At 62.8% G+C, this 16,454-nt stretch carries 17 protein-coding genes and 2 pseudogenes; 6 read left to right on the top strand and 13 right to left on the bottom strand.

The features are described from left to right. Positions 1 to 162: 162 nt before the first annotated feature. Entirely contained in the window at positions 163 to 1,134 is a 972-nt protein-coding gene (locus EDE08_RS08645; protein ID WP_131868517.1) for an MBL fold metallo-hydrolase, read from the top strand. A gap of 63 nt (positions 1,135 to 1,197) precedes the next feature. On the opposite strand, the gene EDE08_RS08640 is transcribed toward EDE08_RS08645, so the two are convergent. The 6 genes from EDE08_RS08640 to EDE08_RS08615 all read right to left on the bottom strand — a co-directional run bounded on the left by EDE08_RS08640 (position 1,198) and on the right by EDE08_RS08615 (position 4,703). Next, on the bottom strand, positions 1,198 to 1,674 hold the full coding sequence (locus tag EDE08_RS08640) for a DUF4269 domain-containing protein (protein ID WP_245524735.1): 477 nt from the start codon (positions 1,672 to 1,674) through the stop codon (positions 1,198 to 1,200). A gap of 10 nt (positions 1,675 to 1,684) precedes the next feature. Beyond that, on the bottom strand, positions 1,685 to 1,822 hold the full coding sequence (locus EDE08_RS38280) for a hypothetical protein (protein ID WP_165935791.1): 138 nt from the start codon (positions 1,820 to 1,822) through the stop codon (positions 1,685 to 1,687). 388 nt (positions 1,823 to 2,210) lie between these two features. Continuing rightward, complete coding sequence (locus EDE08_RS08630) at positions 2,211 to 2,669, bottom strand: nuclear transport factor 2 family protein (protein WP_131868515.1); 459 nt, start codon at positions 2,667 to 2,669, stop codon at positions 2,211 to 2,213. A gap of 144 nt (positions 2,670 to 2,813) precedes the next feature. Then, entirely contained in the window at positions 2,814 to 3,287 is a 474-nt protein-coding gene (locus tag EDE08_RS08625) for a methyltransferase family protein (RefSeq protein WP_131868514.1), read from the bottom strand. Positions 3,288 to 3,372: 85 nt separating this feature from the next. Then, positions 3,373 to 3,753: an antibiotic biosynthesis monooxygenase family protein gene (locus tag EDE08_RS08620; RefSeq protein WP_131868513.1), complete on the bottom strand. Its 381-nt coding sequence runs from the start codon at positions 3,751 to 3,753 to the stop codon at positions 3,373 to 3,375. 56 nt (positions 3,754 to 3,809) lie between these two features. Beyond that, positions 3,810 to 4,703 (bottom strand): NAD(P)/FAD-dependent oxidoreductase, encoded by an 894-nt coding sequence (locus EDE08_RS08615; RefSeq protein ID WP_131868512.1) that lies wholly within the window; start codon positions 4,701 to 4,703, stop codon positions 3,810 to 3,812. A gap of 106 nt (positions 4,704 to 4,809) precedes the next feature. Here EDE08_RS08615 and EDE08_RS08610 point away from each other — a divergent pair, with 106 nt between their 5' ends. Both EDE08_RS08610 and EDE08_RS39480 read left to right on the top strand, forming a co-directional pair. Further along, a complete protein-coding gene (locus EDE08_RS08610) occupies positions 4,810 to 5,439 on the top strand; it encodes a TetR/AcrR family transcriptional regulator (protein ID WP_131868511.1) in 630 nt (209 codons plus the stop codon). Between the two features lie 93 nt (positions 5,440 to 5,532). Beyond that, positions 5,533 to 5,883 (top strand): annotated as a pseudogene (locus EDE08_RS39480) (transposase); the annotation flags it as partial. Here EDE08_RS39480 and EDE08_RS08600 read toward each other — a convergent pair. Continuing rightward, positions 5,864 to 6,607 (bottom strand): haloacid dehalogenase type II, encoded by a 744-nt coding sequence (locus EDE08_RS08600; protein WP_131868510.1) that lies wholly within the window; start codon positions 6,605 to 6,607, stop codon positions 5,864 to 5,866. The pseudogene EDE08_RS39480 and the gene EDE08_RS08600 sit on opposite strands and share 20 nt — an antisense overlap. Before the next feature lie 89 nt (positions 6,608 to 6,696). Here EDE08_RS08600 and EDE08_RS08595 point away from each other — a divergent pair, with 89 nt between their 5' ends. Next, on the top strand, positions 6,697 to 7,968 hold the full coding sequence (locus EDE08_RS08595; protein WP_245524734.1) for a hypothetical protein: 1,272 nt from the start codon (positions 6,697 to 6,699) through the stop codon (positions 7,966 to 7,968). A 70-nt stretch (positions 7,969 to 8,038) separates the two neighbouring features. Here EDE08_RS08595 and glpX read toward each other — a convergent pair whose 3' ends face one another. From glpX to EDE08_RS08575, 4 genes are all read right to left on the bottom strand, one after another. Next, on the bottom strand, positions 8,039 to 9,040 hold the full coding sequence (glpX, locus tag EDE08_RS08590; RefSeq protein WP_061880385.1) for a class II fructose-bisphosphatase: 1,002 nt from the start codon (positions 9,038 to 9,040) through the stop codon (positions 8,039 to 8,041). Between the two features lie 138 nt (positions 9,041 to 9,178). After that, on the bottom strand, positions 9,179 to 10,495 hold the full coding sequence (locus EDE08_RS08585; protein WP_131868509.1) for a homoserine dehydrogenase: 1,317 nt from the start codon (positions 10,493 to 10,495) through the stop codon (positions 9,179 to 9,181). A gap of 29 nt (positions 10,496 to 10,524) precedes the next feature. After that, a complete protein-coding gene (locus EDE08_RS08580) occupies positions 10,525 to 11,745 on the bottom strand; it encodes an LL-diaminopimelate aminotransferase (protein ID WP_131868508.1) in 1,221 nt (406 codons plus the stop codon). Between the two features lie 213 nt (positions 11,746 to 11,958). Beyond that, the gene (locus EDE08_RS08575; RefSeq protein WP_131868507.1) at positions 11,959 to 12,234 is read right to left on the bottom strand and encodes a hypothetical protein; all 276 of its coding nucleotides are present in this window, start codon (positions 12,232 to 12,234) and stop codon (positions 11,959 to 11,961) included. Positions 12,235 to 12,485: 251 nt separating this feature from the next. On the opposite strand from EDE08_RS08575, the gene EDE08_RS08570 reads away from it, so the two are divergent. After that, positions 12,486 to 14,294, top strand: coding sequence for a PHA/PHB synthase family protein (locus EDE08_RS08570; protein WP_165935835.1), 1,809 nt, complete (start codon positions 12,486 to 12,488; stop codon positions 14,292 to 14,294). A 62-nt stretch (positions 14,295 to 14,356) separates the two neighbouring features. Beyond that, positions 14,357 to 14,755: an MAPEG family protein gene (locus tag EDE08_RS08565; protein WP_131868506.1), complete on the top strand. Its 399-nt coding sequence runs from the start codon at positions 14,357 to 14,359 to the stop codon at positions 14,753 to 14,755. Between the two features lie 3 nt (positions 14,756 to 14,758). On the opposite strand, the gene EDE08_RS08560 is transcribed toward EDE08_RS08565, so the two are convergent. Both EDE08_RS08560 and argC read right to left on the bottom strand, forming a co-directional pair. After that, on the bottom strand, positions 14,759 to 15,352 hold the full coding sequence (locus EDE08_RS08560) for a class I SAM-dependent methyltransferase (RefSeq protein ID WP_131868505.1): 594 nt from the start codon (positions 15,350 to 15,352) through the stop codon (positions 14,759 to 14,761). A gap of 14 nt (positions 15,353 to 15,366) precedes the next feature. Continuing rightward, positions 15,367 to 16,413 (bottom strand): annotated as a pseudogene (gene argC / locus EDE08_RS08555) (N-acetyl-gamma-glutamyl-phosphate reductase). Positions 16,414 to 16,454: the final 41 nt, after the last annotated feature.

Here is a 16,454-nt window from a genome sequence, read left to right as displayed (position 1 = left end):
GCGGTCGCATGCATCCGCCGACCAATTCTACTTGCTAGCTTGTCGTAACCGGCGCAGCATGGCTGCCGCCGACCTCCGGCCACATGGCTGATCAGGCCGGTCGCAACCGCGCGAACGATGGCGCAAGATAACCAAGATAAAAGACTAAAGCGGAGGAAACGCATGACAATCGATGTCTCTCGTCGGTCCCTGCTCGCACTCGGGGCGGGTCTCGGCGCCAGCGCCATGCTCGGCAGCAGCGCGCTGGCGCGGGCTCCCAAGCTCGGCACGCAGACGCCCTACTGGCACCGATTCATTCTCGGCGATGCCGAGGTGACCGTCGTATCCGACGGGCCGCTGCCGCTCGGCGATCCCTCGGGGACCTTTACCGGCGTTCCCAAGGAAGAGGTCAAGAAGATGCTCGCCGACAATTTCCTGTCGCCGGACAACGTCGTGCTCGAACAGAACTCGCCGATCGTGAACACCGGCGACAAGCTGATCCTGTTCGATACCGGCATGGGCAGCTCAAAGATGTTCGGCGCCAGCACCGGCCGGCAGCAGAAGAGCATGACCGAGGCCGGCATCAAGCCGGGCGACATCGACGCCGTCGTCTGCTCGCATGCCCATATCGACCATATCGGCGGCATCGTCGACGAAGGCGGCAAGCCGCTGTTTCCGAACGCGCAAGTTTACATCTCGCAGACCGATTTCGACTTCTGGACCGACGAGGGCAAGCTCGGCAGCGCGGCCAAGGACTTCGTCGTCCACGCCCGCAAGAACCTGCTGCCGGTTCGCGACCGCATCGTGTTCTTCAAGGACGGCCAGGAATTCCTGCCCGGCGTGCAGGCGATCGCGGCACCGGGCCACACCGTCGGTCACACCATCTTCATGGTCTCTTCGGCGGGAAAATCCTTCGCCTTCCTCGGCGACCTCTCGCACCATTCGGTGCTGCTGCTGGAGCGGCCGCGGATGGAGTTCTCCTATGACACCGATCCGAAGCAGGCGGCGGAATCGCGCGTCAAGTTGTTGACGATGCTTGCGGCCAACAAGACCCCGGTGATGTCCTATCACTTCGCCTGGCCCGGCTACGGCCATGTCGCCAAGGCCGGTGAGGGATTCCACTACTATCCGGAACCGATGAAGATGACATTGTAGCTCATCGGCTCAGGTCCGGGCGGCGCGAGAACCGCCCGGATCGGCAATCGATCGAGGCGAACCTCACAGGCGCTCCAGCCGCGCCCGCAGATGCGCGTCGCTCTCGCGGGCCAGGGCCAGCAATCCAGCGTACGGGTCTCCAGCGATGCCGAGGACGACGGCAAACGCCGGTTCCGTCTTCATCCCGCGCGCCCTGTGGTCGGCCACCGCTTTGCGCAGCCGTCCATCATCGAGCGCCAGCAATCGCCGCTCGATCTCGAAGTGCAGCCAGCCTTCCTGCTGATCGACCGGCCGGGGATCGCCGAACAACTCGAAGGGCCAGCCGCCCCAATTGAAGCGGGCGACCACCGGCCGCAGGCTTGAACGCCATTGATAGAGCGCAAACCCTTCACACAAGCTGTACCGTCGCCACACGATTTCGGCGAAAGCGGCCGTGTCCGTGACGTGACAAACGACATCGACATCGCTTGTCGGGGTCGAAAGGTCCAACGGCAGCGTTCCAACCACGCGCGGATCGAATTCACGGAGCTCTTCGAGCAATCCCGAGCTATCAATCGCCGCTTCGTAGTTGGGGATCGATCTTGGCACCGCCGAAGCCCTCGACCAGCCGAAAACGCTCGTAGATCAGCATCGTGTCAGGCTCTTGCACCACCCTTGCAAGTGCATGTCGCGTTGGAAGCAAGGGCATTTACTGCGTCCGGGAGGCGCAGACTAAGCCGTGTACCCATAAACCCTGCGACGACGTACCCCATGTCCGCGTTGCCCCTACAACGGCCGAGCGCAATATATCGCGATGGGCCAATTCCAGACCAGACTGGGCGTACCGATACAGGCCGCTTTCTGGCGCATCGAACACCATGGGTATTCTCACCTCTACGGCCCTATGATTTTTCTCATCGTTGCTCTTTGCATTGATCGAGGCCTCAGGCGGTTCGAGAAGGCGGCCATCTTGTTCGCCAAGCCCGCGACCACCATCGCCACCATTGCCCTTCCTTTTGAGAGCGCCGCGATACCGCCCGCGGCAACCGGATAAGGGAATCTGTGCGCTGATGGCGGCATCATACGAATGATCCGCGTTAGCTCACAATTGGTCCAGCCGCAGCTTCATCCAAACCGACACGAGCTTGGATAGCGAGGCTTCGTTCTGCAGCCTGCGAGTCGAAGTATTCCTCAATCGAATAAACCTTGCCCCATCGCAACTTGAAGACGTGGACGCCCCTGTTCACATACGAGCTTTGGCCGTCAAGTAGCCTCGCGTTGGCCCGCCACTTGACGAACACTGTGGTATTCCATGGCCAACCCGTCACCTCGACCTGCTCAATATCTATGTGAAGCTTCGGAAAAACACGGCCCATGCGCTCGAACCACTGCTTCACCGATTGCTTTCCATGTCGCTCACCCCCCAACGCATGATCTCCGGCAACCCAGTGATACGCGTTTGGTGTTAGGCCCTTTGCAGCATCATCCCAACGCTGGTTGTTGACATGATCGAAGCTCCTGCGGATCTCTTTTTTGACGATTAGACTGTAGACCATTGATGCCCCCTGTTGCTGGATAGCCGACGGCTCTGCAGGACGGATGGATACTTGCCAGATACTGAAAGCTGCTCCGGGTAACGACGGCGATCTGTTGGGAGAGCTGGCTGACGGGCGGCCACGCAGACAGCAGCGGCGCATTAGTCAGAGCCAGCGGCGAACCTCGGCCTTGTAGCGGCGGTAGTCGTCGCCGAACTTCGCTTCGAGATAGCACTCCTCGCGGGCGATCACCTGCGTCTGGATCGCGATCAGCACCAACGGGAGCAAGGCGAAGGCGATCGGCCCGTCGAAGCCGAGCGCAAGGCCGGCATAGATGAGCGCCATGCCGAGATACATGGGATTGCGGGTCCACCGATAAGGACCGGTCGTTGCGATGAGGGTCGTTGGCCGCGACGGCGGAATGTTGGTGCCCAGCCGCCGGAACAGCCCCGCCGCCGCAAGCATCATCGCCGCGCCGGCAACGAACAGCAGCGCGCCCGTCGCGACCAGCAACCGCCAGTCGATGCCGAAAGAGCGCAGGGTGACGAACCGCTCCGCCGCCAGCCCCAACAGCAGCGCTCCCAGATAGACGAAGGGCGGAGGGAAGCGCACACCCGCGCTGTCGGTTTCGACGGCCATGCTTCATCCTCCAATCTGCGCTCTCAAACCAGCATCGACTGCTGGGCCGAGATACCCGTCATCGCGCCTCGCCATATTTCCGGGGTCAGGCCGTGCAGAAGCCGGGGACGGCGACCTTCTGGAACAGGTGCGGGCTGGCCACGACGGATGAAGGATATGCTGGAAGTTTCGCGAGGAACTCGGGATCAGTGAAGGCGGCGCGGACCGCCTCGGTGGATTCCCACACCACATAGTTCAGGTAAGTTGGTCTATCGCCGATCGCTCGATGTAGTTGCATGGAAATGAAGCCCGGTTGCTTCGTTATGATCTCGGCAGCCGCCTTGAAAGCGTCCAGGAAGCCCGCTTCGTCGGCGGGATCGACGACCGTGAAGAGGTTGATGAGCACGAGAGGCGCGGCCGCGACACCGAGTTGGCGGTCAAACGGAAATTTCTCGTCTAGAGGTTTGAATGGTTTTATGGCGGCCATGGTGGCGCTCCTGTCTATTGTGAAATTGAAACTGGGGTAATCGATGCTGCCTGCTCTCAAGCCAGCATCGACTGCTGAGCGGAGATGCCGGCCGTTGCGCCCTGCCATGATGCCGTGGTGACCGAGGGCATTCCGGGGGTGGCGAGATCGCCGGCGGCGTAGATGCCGGGCATGCTGGTTTCGCGGCGCTCGTCGACCTTGAGGACGATGCCGAGAGGCGTATCGACCGTGGCGAGGCCCAATGAGTCATGCAGGCTTGCGGACGGCTTGGTGGGCGGATGCGCGAACAGAATGTCGACTGCGACATCGGGGCCGGTATCGAGCTTGACCGTGGCGCTATGGCCCCCGTGACGGGCGATCCCGGTGATCCGGCCATCAACGACAGGTATGTTGCGGCGGGCCAGATCGGCGCGGATATCCGGTGCAATGTCGTGACCATCGGCGAAGACAGTCAACCTGTCGGTCCAATCCTGATACAGCTTGACCTGAATGTGCGACTGCGGGCGGAACCAGACGAGGCCCCAATGCTGGCCGGCGACCTCAAAGCCGTCGCAATAGGGACAGGGGATGATGGATGTGCCCCAGCCTTCAGCAAAGCCCGGAACAGCAGGCATCTGGTCGACAACGCCATAGCTCAGGATCAGGCGTCGCGCGCCAAGGCTTTCGCCATCGCCAGTGAGGACGGAGAAACTGTCGATGGTACCGGAGATGCTGGCGGCCCGGGCATTGACCATCCTGACCGTGGGATAACGCGCCAGTTGCTGCCGCGCCTCGGCCAGAATGTCCAGCGGTGGCTTGTGATCGTGGCCGAGCAGGCCATGCGAGTGGCCGGCGAAGCGGTTGCGCGGCAGGCCGGTATCGAGAACGGTGACTTTGCGGCGGGCACGGCCGAGCTGCAGGGCGCCGGCGAGACCGGCAAAGCTGCCGCCGATGATGATGACGTCATTCATGGTCGTGGCTCCGTGTTGTGGTCAGGCTGGGCCTAGCTTGCACATTTCAGATACTATATGGTATCGTAATGCAACAATTAGGATACTGTCAAGGACTGGAAATGTCGTGACCGAAAACAGCCAGGGCCGGCGCGGCCGGCCCGCCAACGAGGCGCTTGGCCAAACGATAGTCGACGCCGCGCGCGAACTCTTTGTGGAATTGGGTTTTCAAGCGACGACATTGGACAAGGTCGCCCAGCGGGCGAAGATATCCAAGCTCAGCATCTATCGGCACTTCGAGAACAAGGAGTCGCTGTTCAGCGCGGCCATCGCGGCCGGCTGCCATCAGTTGTTTGCACCACAGGCCCTGCTTGAAGGCGTCGGCGGTTCGGCCGAGGATCAACTCATGGCGGTGGGATCATCACTGCTTCGCACCCTGTTGAGATTGGACGTCCGCAGTGTGGAAGCCATGGTGATGGCCGACAAGACGAATCAAAAGTCGTTAAGCAAACTCCATTACGAAGCCGGCCCCGCCCATGTCATCGTCCAAATCGAGGCCCTGTTGCTTCAGTTGCACGCGAAGGCGCTTCTGAACGTGCCCGATCCTCTCCGGTCCGCCCGCTTGTTTGCCGCGCTTTTCAAAGGATCCGATCTCCTGATGATCGCGCGCTTCGATCAGGCGAAAGCAGAGGACGAGAACGAAATCGAATCCTATTGCCGGTCGGCCGTCGCCATGTTCATCGCCGCGCACCGGTAAACGACCACGTGGGCGGATATTTGCCGGTCAAGAAACAAAGTTTGAATCGTGCGTGACCGAGTCGGCCAGCAGGTCAAGGCCGGCCATCCAATCATGAGCCCCGGTGAGGCCCACGACGTGCGGCTTGCCGGGAGACTGCTGTCTCGTCTGAAAGTCGGGTCAATGTTGCTTGCCGACCGTGGCTATGACGTCGATTGGATCAGAGACCTTGCCATGAAGAAGGGCGCGTGGGCCAACATCCCGCCGAAAAGCTATCCAGCGATCCCATCTGCTTCAGCCCCTATCTCTACCGCGCTCGCAACCAGGTCGGGCGGTTCTTCAACAGGATCAAACAATGTCGTCGGGTGGCGATGCGCTACGACAGGCTCGCTGCCCAACTACCTAGCCTTCGTTCAACTCGCGTCAATCAGGCTATGGCTGCGCCTTAATGAGTCCGCGTCCTAGCACCTAGCCTGTCCGCGATGCTGCCAAAATCCTTCGCAACGATGTCCCAGTTGCCGGTCGCCTCGAAGTCGACCTTCTGCAACGGCCCGTATTCGGTCGGCCGCGCCACGAATGCCGTCTTGAGCCCGTTCTTCTGGGCGGCCGCGAGATCACCATTGTGGGCGGCAACCATCATGACCTCCTCGGGCTTCAGGCACAGCAGCTTGGCTGCGCCGAGATAGGTCTCCGGATCGGGCTTGTAGTGCTCGAACAGTTCGGCCGACAGGATGAGGTCCCAAGGCAGGCCGGCGAATTTCGCCATGTTGGTAAGCAGCGCGACATTGCCGTTCGACAGCGGCGCGATGACGAACTTGGTCTTGAGCCGGGTCAGGCCGGCGACGCTGTCCGGCCACGGGTGAAGGCGGTGCCAGCCTTTGGTGAGATAATCGAGATCGGCTTCCGTCAGCCCCTTGATGGCGAACTTCTCGACAAGCTTGTCCAGCGAGCGACGATGCAGATCATCCAGCATGACATAGCCGCGCTCGGGGTGTTTGCGCACGTCGTCCATCGAGGCCATGTACATGCCGCGCCAACCATCGACGAGTGCGGTCCAGTCGGCGGTGATGCCACGCTGCTTGCCCCACCACATAAAGTCGGCGATGAGACTCGTGCGCCAGTCGACGACGGTGCCGAACACGTCGAAGACGAGGGCTTTGACGGCGGAGTGATCGGATGGTGGTGTCATGTTTCGCTCCGCAGATTTTCCTGCGCCGGGCTGACTCCGGGTTCAGATCGAGGCTTTAAAGCATGTTCCTTCCTATGCAACAATAGCGGTTGTCCGCCACATCAACTTCGTCTGGGGCGAGCAATGTCGCTGCCTCGACCAATTGGGACGCGCACCCATCTGCTATGGCAACCATTCCTCTCGCATTCATTCTGCTCAAAGATGCCCGCCTCCCGGATCAGGAGGCCTTGATTCAGTCAATACGCGGTCGTCATCCCGACTTGCAGTGCAGTCGCAGCGCCGCCGTATTGAGCGACGGCGCTACTCGTCCGATGTTGATCCCCGTCGGAAATCACACCCTGACGATCTTCCTGGTACCGGAGCCGGTGCCTTCTGATCAGCAACTTTGGGAGCGAGCCTCTCGGCTATGGCCGGAAGCTTTCCGCGCCGCGGGACGCCATCGCGCGCACCTCGCCATCGCGGTGATGGACTCTGCCAAGAGCAATGCCGAAACGAAAGAGCTGGGATTTGCCGAGCGTACGCTCCTCACAACCGCCCTTGTAGGCGCAGTGCTCGCAGCGACGCCCGGTGTGGTCGCCGTCATCTGGGATGGAAAGGTAGGTCGTTCGCCCGAGATGTGGCTGGAGCAGTCGCGCAGCGCCTTTGCGGCTTATCCAGATCAACCGCTCGCATTGTGGACGGAGATCGTCCCCTACCGTTCCGGCAAAACCATAGGAGCCTATACAGTCGGACTGTCGGCGTTCACTGGAAGAGAGATCGAGTTCGAGGTGGATGGGCTCGATCAAGACACCGTCACCGCCCGTGTCGCCCAGCTTTCGGCCTACTTCATCGCAACCGGCCTGGAGGACGGATTTAAGAGCGGCGAGGTGTTCGAAGCCGATTCCGAGATCGATCATCGCGTCGTGGTGCTCCACCGCAATTCGCGCTTCAACATCGGGCCGGTCGTCTCATTCTCATCCCTCGATGACCGATCGGGGAGACGCAGGACCTACCCGATCATTCCCGCCGTAATCGCCCGGAATCATCCGCTGCTGATCATGCTGGGCAAGGTCGGACTTTTCGATCCTGCCGATGCGAAGAACCACATCAGGCTCAGGCCGGATCACTACCAATCGGAGGTTCGCCTCGAGAGCTTCGATCAAGGCCTCTCGCAGGCGCTGTCCGGCATGATCGCAACCGACCTCTATGCCGAGGCCGACACCAAAGCGCGCCGAGCGGTCGCGGGCGGAGACATGGCGTCCGCGAGGTCAATTCTCCAGCCGTGGGCCGAGGAGGTTGGCTTGCTTCAAGGAGCAGCCAAGCTCGCTCTGACTTTGTGCGACGCGTTCTTGTTCGTGCCAGCGCCGCTGCGCGGCCCGTAGCGGGCGGACGTTGGACCCGTCCCGGCCACGTCTGGCTGAGCCAGCCGAACGATCGCGTGGGCGGGCCAGCTTAGTCCAGATGGAACTTCGCGAGCTCGCGATGCTCGGCCTTGATGTAGCGCACGGTGCCGGTGACGGAGCGCATCACCACCGTCTCGGTCTCGATCACGCCGTCCTTGCGGAACTTGACGCCCGACAGCAGCGAGCCCGTGGTGACGCCCGTGGCGGCGAACAGGCAGTCGCCGCGCGCCATGTCCTCGATGCCGTAGATCATCTTGGGGTCGTTGACACCCATCTTCGCGGCGCGTTCGCGCTTCTCGTCGGAATCGAGGATGAGGCGGCACTGCATCTGGCCGCCGATGCAGCGCAGTGCCACGGCCGCGAGCACGCCTTCCGGCGCACCGCCCGTGCCGAGATACATGTCGACGCCGGTGTTGTCGGGGTCGGCGCAGTGGATCACGCCGGCGACGTCGCCGTCGGTGATCAGGCGCACGGCGGCGCCGGTCGAGCGCACGCCCGAAATGATGTCGGCATGGCGCGGCCGGTCGAGCACGAGCACCGTGATATGTTCCGGCTTGACGCCCTTGGCCTTCGCGAGGCGGCGGACATTGTCGGCAGGGCTCGCATCGAGATCGACGACGCCCTTGTCGTAGCCGGGGCCGATCGCGAGCTTCTGCATGTAGACGTCGGGGGCGTGCAGCAGCGTGCCGCCGTCGGCCATCGCCATGGTGGCGATCGAGCCCGGCATGTTCTTGGCGCACAGCGTGGTGCCCTCGAGCGGGTCGACCGCGATGTCGACCTGGGGTCCGGTCTTGAGGCCGACCTCCTCGCCGATATAGAGCATCGGTGCCTCGTCGCGCTCGCCCTCGCCGATCACGATGGTGCCCTGGATCGGCAGCTTGTTGAGCTCGCGCCGCATGGCGTCGACGGCGGCCTGATCGGCCGCTTTCTCGTTGCCGTGCCCGCGCAGCCGCGCCGAGGACACCGCCGCCCGCTCCGTCACCCGCACGATCTCCAGCGTCAGAATGCGCTCGAGCAAGGCGTGCGGGGGGACTTCAATATGGGTCGACATCGGCTCACTCCTTCGAAACGTTTGGGCCGGAAATCTCCGTCCGCATCAACTCGTAACACCCACAGTTCGTTCGAACCGTTTTATCGCTTGAGCATGACCTTTCCGGAAAACCGCTCAACACTTTTCCGAGGTCATGCTCTAGTTCTTCTCAATCCTGATGACCTGCGGCAGCCCGCTGATCACCTTGTCCTTCTGCACGGCGGCGAGCGCACGGCGCACGGCATCCTCGTGTGTGGCATAGGTGATCAGGATGACGGGCACCGGGACCGCCTTGCCGTCGCTGGGCGCAGCGCCGCCATTGGGATGACGCTGCACGATCGACTCGATCGAAATCTTCTGCTCGGCCAGCCGCGTCGCGATCGCGGCCGCGGTGCCGGGGAAGTCACGCGCGAGCAGGCGGATGTAATAGCCGCCCTCGTGGCGCTCCATCGGCGCCTTCTTGGTGTCGCGCAGCTGCGAGATCGGCCGGCCGAACGGATTGGCACGGATGCCGCGCGCAACGTCGGCGATGTCGGCGACGACGGCGGATGCGGTCGCAGCCCCGCCGGCGCCGGGACCGACCAGCGTGATCGGCGGAATGCCCTCGCCGTCGATCGTGACCGCATTGGTGACACCCATCACCTGTGCGATCGAGGATGATTTCGGCACCATGGTCGGATGCACGCGCTGCTCGATGCCCTTGGTGGTGCGGACCGCAACGCCGAGCAGCTTGACGCGATAGCCGAGATCGGCCGCCGCCCGCAGATCTTCCGGCGCGATGGATGAGATGCCTTCGACATACACGGCACTTTGAGCAACTTTCGTGCCGAAGGCGAGGCTGGCGAGGATGGCGAGCTTCTGCGCGGTGTCGTGGCCGTCGACGTCGAAGGACGGATCGGCCTCGGCATAGCCGAGCCGCTGCGCGTCCTTGAGGCATTCGGCGAAGGACAGCCCTTCCTGTTCCATCCGGGTCAGGATGTAGTTGCAGGTGCCGTTGAGGATGCCGTAGACGCGGTCGATGCCGGTTCCGGCGAGACCTTCGCGTAACGTCTTGATGACGGGGATCGCCGCGCCGACCGCTGCCTCGAAATTCAGCGCGCCGCCGTGCTTTTCAGCCGCCTTGGCGAGCTTGAGCCCATGCTTGGCCAGCAGTGCCTTATTGGCGGTGACCACCGACTTGCCGGCGCTCAGCGCGGCTTCCACCGCCGACAGCGCCGGATCGCCCGCACCGCCCATCAGCTCGACGAAGCAGTCGACCTCGGGATGGGTGGCCAGCGCCATCGGATCCCTGGCCCATTCGACGCCGCGCAGGTCGACGCCGCGCTTCTTCGCCTTCGAGCGCGCAGTGACGGCGACGACGCGGATGCCGCGGCCGCTGCGGCCCGCGAGCACGCGCGCCTGCGTTTCGATCAAACGGACTACTTCGGCGCCCACGGTGCCGAGCCCCGCTATGCCCACTTTCAGGGGTGCAACCATGGTGTCTTAGAAAACCTGCCGAAGAGAACTCAACGCCGATTGGCGAGCGGAACGACGTTGTGCAACGTTTCGATGCCGCTTTCAAGGAAGCGGCGCACGCCGCGCGCGGCCTGCCTGATCCGTTGCTCGTTTTCCACCATGGCGATGCGGACATATCCTTCACCATGCTCGCCGAAGCCGACGCCGGGCGAGACCGCAACGCCGGATTTCTCCACCAACAGCGTCGCGAACTGCATGCTGCCGACGCTGCGGAAGGCTTCCGGCAGCGGCACCCAGGCGAACATCGAGGCCTCCGGCGGTGGGATCTCCCAGCCGGCGCGCCCGAACGATTCCACCAGCGCGTCGCGGCGCTTGCGGTAGGTGTCGCGCATCTCCTTGATGCAATCGTCCGGACCGTTCAGCGCGGCGGTCGCGGCGACCTGGACCGGCGTGAACGCGCCGTAGTCGAGGTATGATTTGACGCGGGCGAGCGCCGCGATGACGCGCTCATTGCCGACCGCAAAGCCCATGCGCCAGCCGGCCATCGAATACGTCTTCGACATCGAGGTGAATTCGACGGCGACGTCCATCGCGCCGGGCACCTGGAGCACCGAGGGCGGCGGGTTGCTCTCGTCGAAATAGACCTCGGCATAGGCGAGATCGGACAGGATCAGGATCTCGTGCTTCTTCGCGAAGGCGACGAGGTCCTTGTAGAAATCGAGGCTCGCGACATAGGCGGTCGGGTTCGAGGGGTAGCAGACGACCAGCGCCAGCGGCTTCGGAATCGAATGCACGATCGCCCGCTCCGCCGCCTCGAAGAATTGCGGCGTCGGCTCGGACGGCACCGAGCGGATCACACCGCCCGCCATCAAAAAGCCGAAAGCATGAATCGGATAGCTCGGGTTCGGACAGAGGATGACGTCGCCCGGCGCGGTGATCGCCTGCGCCACGTTGGCGAAACCTTCTTTCGAGCCCAGCGTCGCCACCACCTGAGTGTCCGGGTTCAGCTTCACGCCGAAGCGGCGGGCGTAATAGGCGGCCTGGGCCCTGCGCAGTCCGGGAATTCCGCGGGAGGCCGAGTAGCGGTCGGTGCGCGGCTTGCCCAGCGTCTCCTTCAGCTTCTCCAGCACATGCGCCGGCGCCGGCAGATCCGGATTGCCCATGCCGAGGTCGATGATATCGGCGCCGGCATTCCGCGCGGCTGCCTTGGCCCGGTTGACCTGTTCGAACACGTAAGGCGGCAGGCGGCGGATGCGGTAAAACTCTTCCATGGCTCTCTAGGGCTCCGGGCAACCGGTCAGGACAGAATCGACAGGCCACGAGGGCCATTTCAAAAGGCGCTCATGATCATCACGAAAATCACTCAAAATCAAATACTTAGAGCAATCATCGACGACAAGGACTGAAGTCGTTCGCCCTGACTCCTGGCTGAACCGGAATCTTTTAGCACGGCGAGGCGGAGGCGCCAGCGATTACCTTGCGCCTCATTTGGCGTCCTTGGCGGCCACCGCTTGGCGATCGCGTGCCGCGGCGAGCTCGGCCTCGATCTTGGCGCGCTGCTCCGGCGGGATGACCGCCTCATCGCGATCCGGCGGCAGGTCATGCACCGGCAGATAAGTGCCGGGCTCCCTGACATGCGGCTGTGCATCCCCCGGCGTCAGATCCGCGAGCTGGCTCGAGCATCCGCCGAGGGCGAACGCCGCGAGCAGCAACGCGCTGCAGATCGGCCGCGTCTTTTGCAGGTCCCATAACGCCAACACTTGGGAAATCCCCTACTCGTCCCAAAGCACGGCCCCGGGCAACCTTACCCAAGACCGCGCCCAAGCTCAAACCATGGCTGCCCAAATGGTGCGAGCGAAAAAAGCCCTTGCCCAACAAGACGAGCGGTGCGGCTCGATTGTGACGGAACCAAGAAAATTTGTCGCAGTGCAACACATCTTCGAGAGTGTTTAACGTCAAACATGCGAGCTTCGCGGTGACGAATACGGAATGAATCGTTACTGTTCTGCTCATGAGCATGGCCACAACCGACACGCCGAAACCCGGGACGAAGTTCGACGCGGAAGCCTTCGCGATGAATGTCGCGCGGGCGATGGAGAGCGGCGGCAAGGCGCTCGCCGCCTATCTCAAGCCGCGCGAGAGCGGCGAGGTGCAGGACCGCCCGCCGGCCGAGCTTGCCGAGGTCGTCAGGACCTTCACGTCGGTTGCCGAATACTGGCTGTCGGACACCTCCCGCTCCTCCGATCTGCAGACCAAGCTCGCGAAGGACTATCTCGACCTCTGGGGCTCGGCGGTGCGCCGCATGGCCGGTCAGGACGCCCAGCCCGCGATCACGCCCTCGCCGCGCGACAAGCGCTTTGCCGATCCGGAATGGAAGTCGAACCAGTTCTTCGACTTCGTCATGCAGCTCTATCTGCTCACGACCAAATGGGCGCAGGAGCTGGTGCGCGATGCCGAAGGGCTCGATCCGCAGACCCGCCGCAAGGCGGAGTTCTACGTCCAGCAGGTCATCAACGCATTGTCGCCGTCCAACTTCATGCTGACCAATCCGGAGGTGCTGCGCGAGACGGTGGCGAGCAGCGGCGAGAACCTCGCGCGCGGCCTGAAGATGCTGGCCGAGGACATCGCGGCCGGCAAGGGCATGCTGAAGATCCGCCAGTCCGATCCGGACAATCTCGTCGTCGGCGTCAACATGGCAACGACGCCGGGCAAGGTGATCTACCAGAACGAGATCATGCAGCTGATCCAGTACGCTCCGACCACGGAGAAGGTGCTGCGCACGCCGCTCCTGATCGTGCCGCCCTGGATCAACAAGTTCTACATCCTCGATCTGAAGCCGGAGAAATCCTACATCAAGTGGTGCATCGATCAGGGCATCACCGTGTTCGTGATCTCATGGGTCAATCCCGACAAGCGGCTCGGCAACAAGAGCTGGGAAGCCTACATGAAGGAGGGCCCGCTCACGGCGATGGACGTGATCGAGAAGGTCACCGGCGAGATGAAGGTGCATACCGCCGGCTATTGCGTCGGCGGCACCATGCTCGCGACCACGCTCGCCTGGCTCGCCGAGAAGCGCCGCCAGCGCGTGTCGTCCGCGACGTTCTTCGCCGCCCAGATCGACTTCACCCATGCCGGCGATCTCCTCGTGTTCGTCGACGAGGAGCAGATCTCGGCGCTCGAGCAGGACATGAAGGCCGCCGGCGTGCTCGAAGGCTCGAAGATGGCGATGGCCTTCAACATGCTGCGCTCCAACGACCTGATCTGGTCTTATGTCGTCAGCAACTATCTGAAGGGCCAGCAGCCGAGCGCATTCGACCTGTTGCACTGGAACTCGGACGCGACGCGGATGACCGCAGCCAACCATTCCTATTACTTGCGCAATTGCTATCTGGAGAACCGGCTCTCCACCGGCACGATGGTGCTCGACAACACCCTGCTCGACCTCTCCAAGGTGAAGGTGCCTATCTACAATCTCGCCACCCGCGAGGACCACATCGCGCCGGCCGAATCGGTGCTGTACGGCTCGCAATTCTTCGGCGGTCCGGTGAAGTATGTCCTGTCCGGCTCGGGCCACATCGCCGGCGTGGTCAATCCGCCCGCCTCGAACAAGTACCAGTACTGGACCAACGACAACGTCAAGGACGTCAGTATCGCGCAGTGGATGAAGGGCGCCGTGGAGCACAAGGGCTCGTGGTGGCCGGACTGGCGGGAGTGGCTGGGCGAACTCGATCCCGAGGAAGTCCCGGCGCGCAGCGTCGGCAGCGAAGCATTCCCACCGATCGAGGATGCTCCCGGCAGCTATGTCAGGGTTCGCGCATAGCGGAATCTCCCGCGCTTGTATAAGCTCGCTTGCAGCACCGCGACGACTGAGGGAACCGGACTATGACGCGCGAATTGTTCTGGCTGACACTGACGGTGATCCTGACCGCGATCCTCTGGATTCCCTACACCATCAACCGCTGCCAGGTTCGCGGGTTGAGCGGTGCCATGGCCAACCCCTCGCGCGGCGACAAGCCGCAGGCGGAATGGGCGAACCGGCTGATGTTCGCGCATGACAACGCGGTCGAGAACCTCATCGTCTTCGCCCCGCTGGTGCTGATCCTGAACGCGATCGACTATTCCACGAAATGGACTGTGCTCGCCTGCGCCGTCTATTTCTGGGCTCGTGTCGCGCACACCATCGTCTATGCGCTCGGAATTCCTGTGTTCCGCACCCTCGCCTTCACCGTCGGCTTCCTCGCGCAGGCGGTGTTGGCGCTGGCGATCTTCAATATCTTCTAGAGATCAGGCCGCGACCTTGCGAACGACGAGATGCAGCATGTTGGCCGGCGTCTTGTCGAAACTCTGGATCACGTTGGTTTCGGCTGACAGCGTGATCCACGGACCGGCGTCAGCGTAAGTCGCCTCGAGCCATTCGCGCGGCGGATAGTTGTAGTAGCGATCGAGGCTGTCGCGACCGTCACCCTCGCCCATCTTGTAGCTGGCGTAGAAAACGCCTGAAGGCTTGAGCGCACGATGAATGCGCCCGAGGATGCCGGCAAGCTCGTCGCGCGGGACGTGCAGGAGACAGGCACTGGCCCAGACGCCGTCATAGGCCTCCTGCGCGTCCAGTTGGTCGAACCGCATCGTCTCGACGGGATGACCAAGCCGCTGCGAGGCAATCTCGGCCATTTCAGGCGAACCATCGGTCGCGCGCACCGAAAACCCTTCGGCCAGCATCACCGCCGCATGATTGCCGGCGCCGCAGCCCAACTCGAGGATCGCGCCGCCGGATGGCAGCAGGGCCAGAAAGTCAAGCAGCCGCGTCGACGGTGCCTTCGCCCAGCCAGCATAGGACGCGGCATGGCCGCGGTAGAATTGCAAGGTCGCTTCGTCCACCGCAGTACCTCGTGTCATGGGAACAGCGCGATCTGCTCCAGCCCCGTCGTCTCGGGCAGCCCGAACATCAGATTCATGTTCTGGATCGCCTGCCCGGCCGACCCCTTCACCAGATTGTCGAGCGTGGAAATCACGATCGCCCGGTTCTTGATCCGGTCGGCGACGACGCCGATCTGCACATAGTTGGAGCCGCGCACATTCTGGGTCTGCGGCAGCACGCCCTTCCTGGCAACATGCACGAAGGGCTCGTTGGCATAAGCCTGCTCCAGCACGGCTCGCAGATCGTCCGGTGTCGCGCCGTTGAGCTTGACGTAGGACGTGCAGAGTTCGCCGCGCGCCATCGGAATAAGATGCGGCGTGAAGTTGATCGTCACCGCGGAACCGATGGCGACGCCGATCTCCTGCTCGATCTCGGGCGCGTGCCGGTGGGTGCCGACCGAATAGGGCGACAGCCCCTCGCCCGCCTCGCTGAACAACGTGTTCTGTTTCAGCCCGCGGCCGGCGCCGGTGACGCCCGATTTCGCGTCAATGACGATGTCGTCGATGTCGATCAGTTTGGCCTTCGCAAGCGGCACCAGCGCGAGCAGCGCGGCCGTGGGATATCAGCCGGGACAGGCGACCAGCCGCGCCGACGTGATCTTTTCGCGATAGAATTCGGTCAGACCATAAACCGCTTCGGCCTGCAATTCGAGCGCCCGGTGCTCGTGGCCGTACCATTGCGCATAGGTGTTCTTGTCCCGCAGCCTGAAATCGGCGGACATGTCGAGGACCCTGATTTTGGGATTTGCCTTGAGGACCGCGGCGATGATTTCCTGCGTGGTGCCGTGCGGCAGCCCGCAGAATACCGCATCGAGCTTGCTCCAGTCGACCTTTTCCCATTCCACCAGTTTCGGCAGGTTCAGCATGAAGAAATGCGGAAACACGTCGCCCATCGACTTGCCGGCGTGGGTATTGGCGGTGAGCGTGACGATCTCCGCATCCGGATGGCGCGCCAACAGGCGCACCGCATCGGCCCCGGTGTAACCGGAGGCGCCGAGAATGCCGATCTTCTTCGAGCTCATCACGCGTCCCTTCCAGGCGTCATTGGATCGTCTTGCCACGG

It is taken from the genome of Bradyrhizobium sp. R2.2-H, assembly GCF_004346455.1.
Lineage (GTDB): Bacteria > Pseudomonadota > Alphaproteobacteria > Rhizobiales > Xanthobacteraceae > Bradyrhizobium > Bradyrhizobium diversitatis.
The sequence above is the reverse complement of the archived record's forward strand: the minus strand, read 5'-3'. Positions and strand labels throughout refer to the sequence as shown.

Coding starts and splice junctions, on each gene's coding strand:
- EDE08_RS08645 (WP_131868517.1), top strand. CDS start 163: ATGACAATCGATGTCTCTCGTCGGTCCCTGCTCGCACTCGGGGCGGGT.
- EDE08_RS38280 (WP_165935791.1), bottom strand. CDS start 1,822: ATGCCCTTGCTTCCAACGCGACATGCACTTGCAAGGGTGGTGCAAGAG.
- EDE08_RS08630 (WP_131868515.1), bottom strand. CDS start 2,669: ATGGTCTACAGTCTAATCGTCAAAAAAGAGATCCGCAGGAGCTTCGAT.
- EDE08_RS08625 (WP_131868514.1), bottom strand. CDS start 3,287: ATGGCCGTCGAAACCGACAGCGCGGGTGTGCGCTTCCCTCCGCCCTTC.
- EDE08_RS08620 (WP_131868513.1), bottom strand. CDS start 3,753: ATGGCCGCCATAAAACCATTCAAACCTCTAGACGAGAAATTTCCGTTT.
- EDE08_RS08615 (WP_131868512.1), bottom strand. CDS start 4,703: ATGAATGACGTCATCATCATCGGCGGCAGCTTTGCCGGTCTCGCCGGC.
- EDE08_RS08600 (WP_131868510.1), bottom strand. CDS start 6,607: ATGACACCACCATCCGATCACTCCGCCGTCAAAGCCCTCGTCTTCGAC.
- glpX (WP_061880385.1), bottom strand. CDS start 9,040: ATGTCGACCCATATTGAAGTCCCCCCGCACGCCTTGCTCGAGCGCATT.
- EDE08_RS08585 (WP_131868509.1), bottom strand. CDS start 10,495: ATGGTTGCACCCCTGAAAGTGGGCATAGCGGGGCTCGGCACCGTGGGC.
- EDE08_RS08580 (WP_131868508.1), bottom strand. CDS start 11,745: ATGGAAGAGTTTTACCGCATCCGCCGCCTGCCGCCTTACGTGTTCGAA.
- EDE08_RS08570 (WP_165935835.1), top strand. CDS start 12,486: ATGAGCATGGCCACAACCGACACGCCGAAACCCGGGACGAAGTTCGAC.
- EDE08_RS08565 (WP_131868506.1), top strand. CDS start 14,357: ATGACGCGCGAATTGTTCTGGCTGACACTGACGGTGATCCTGACCGCG.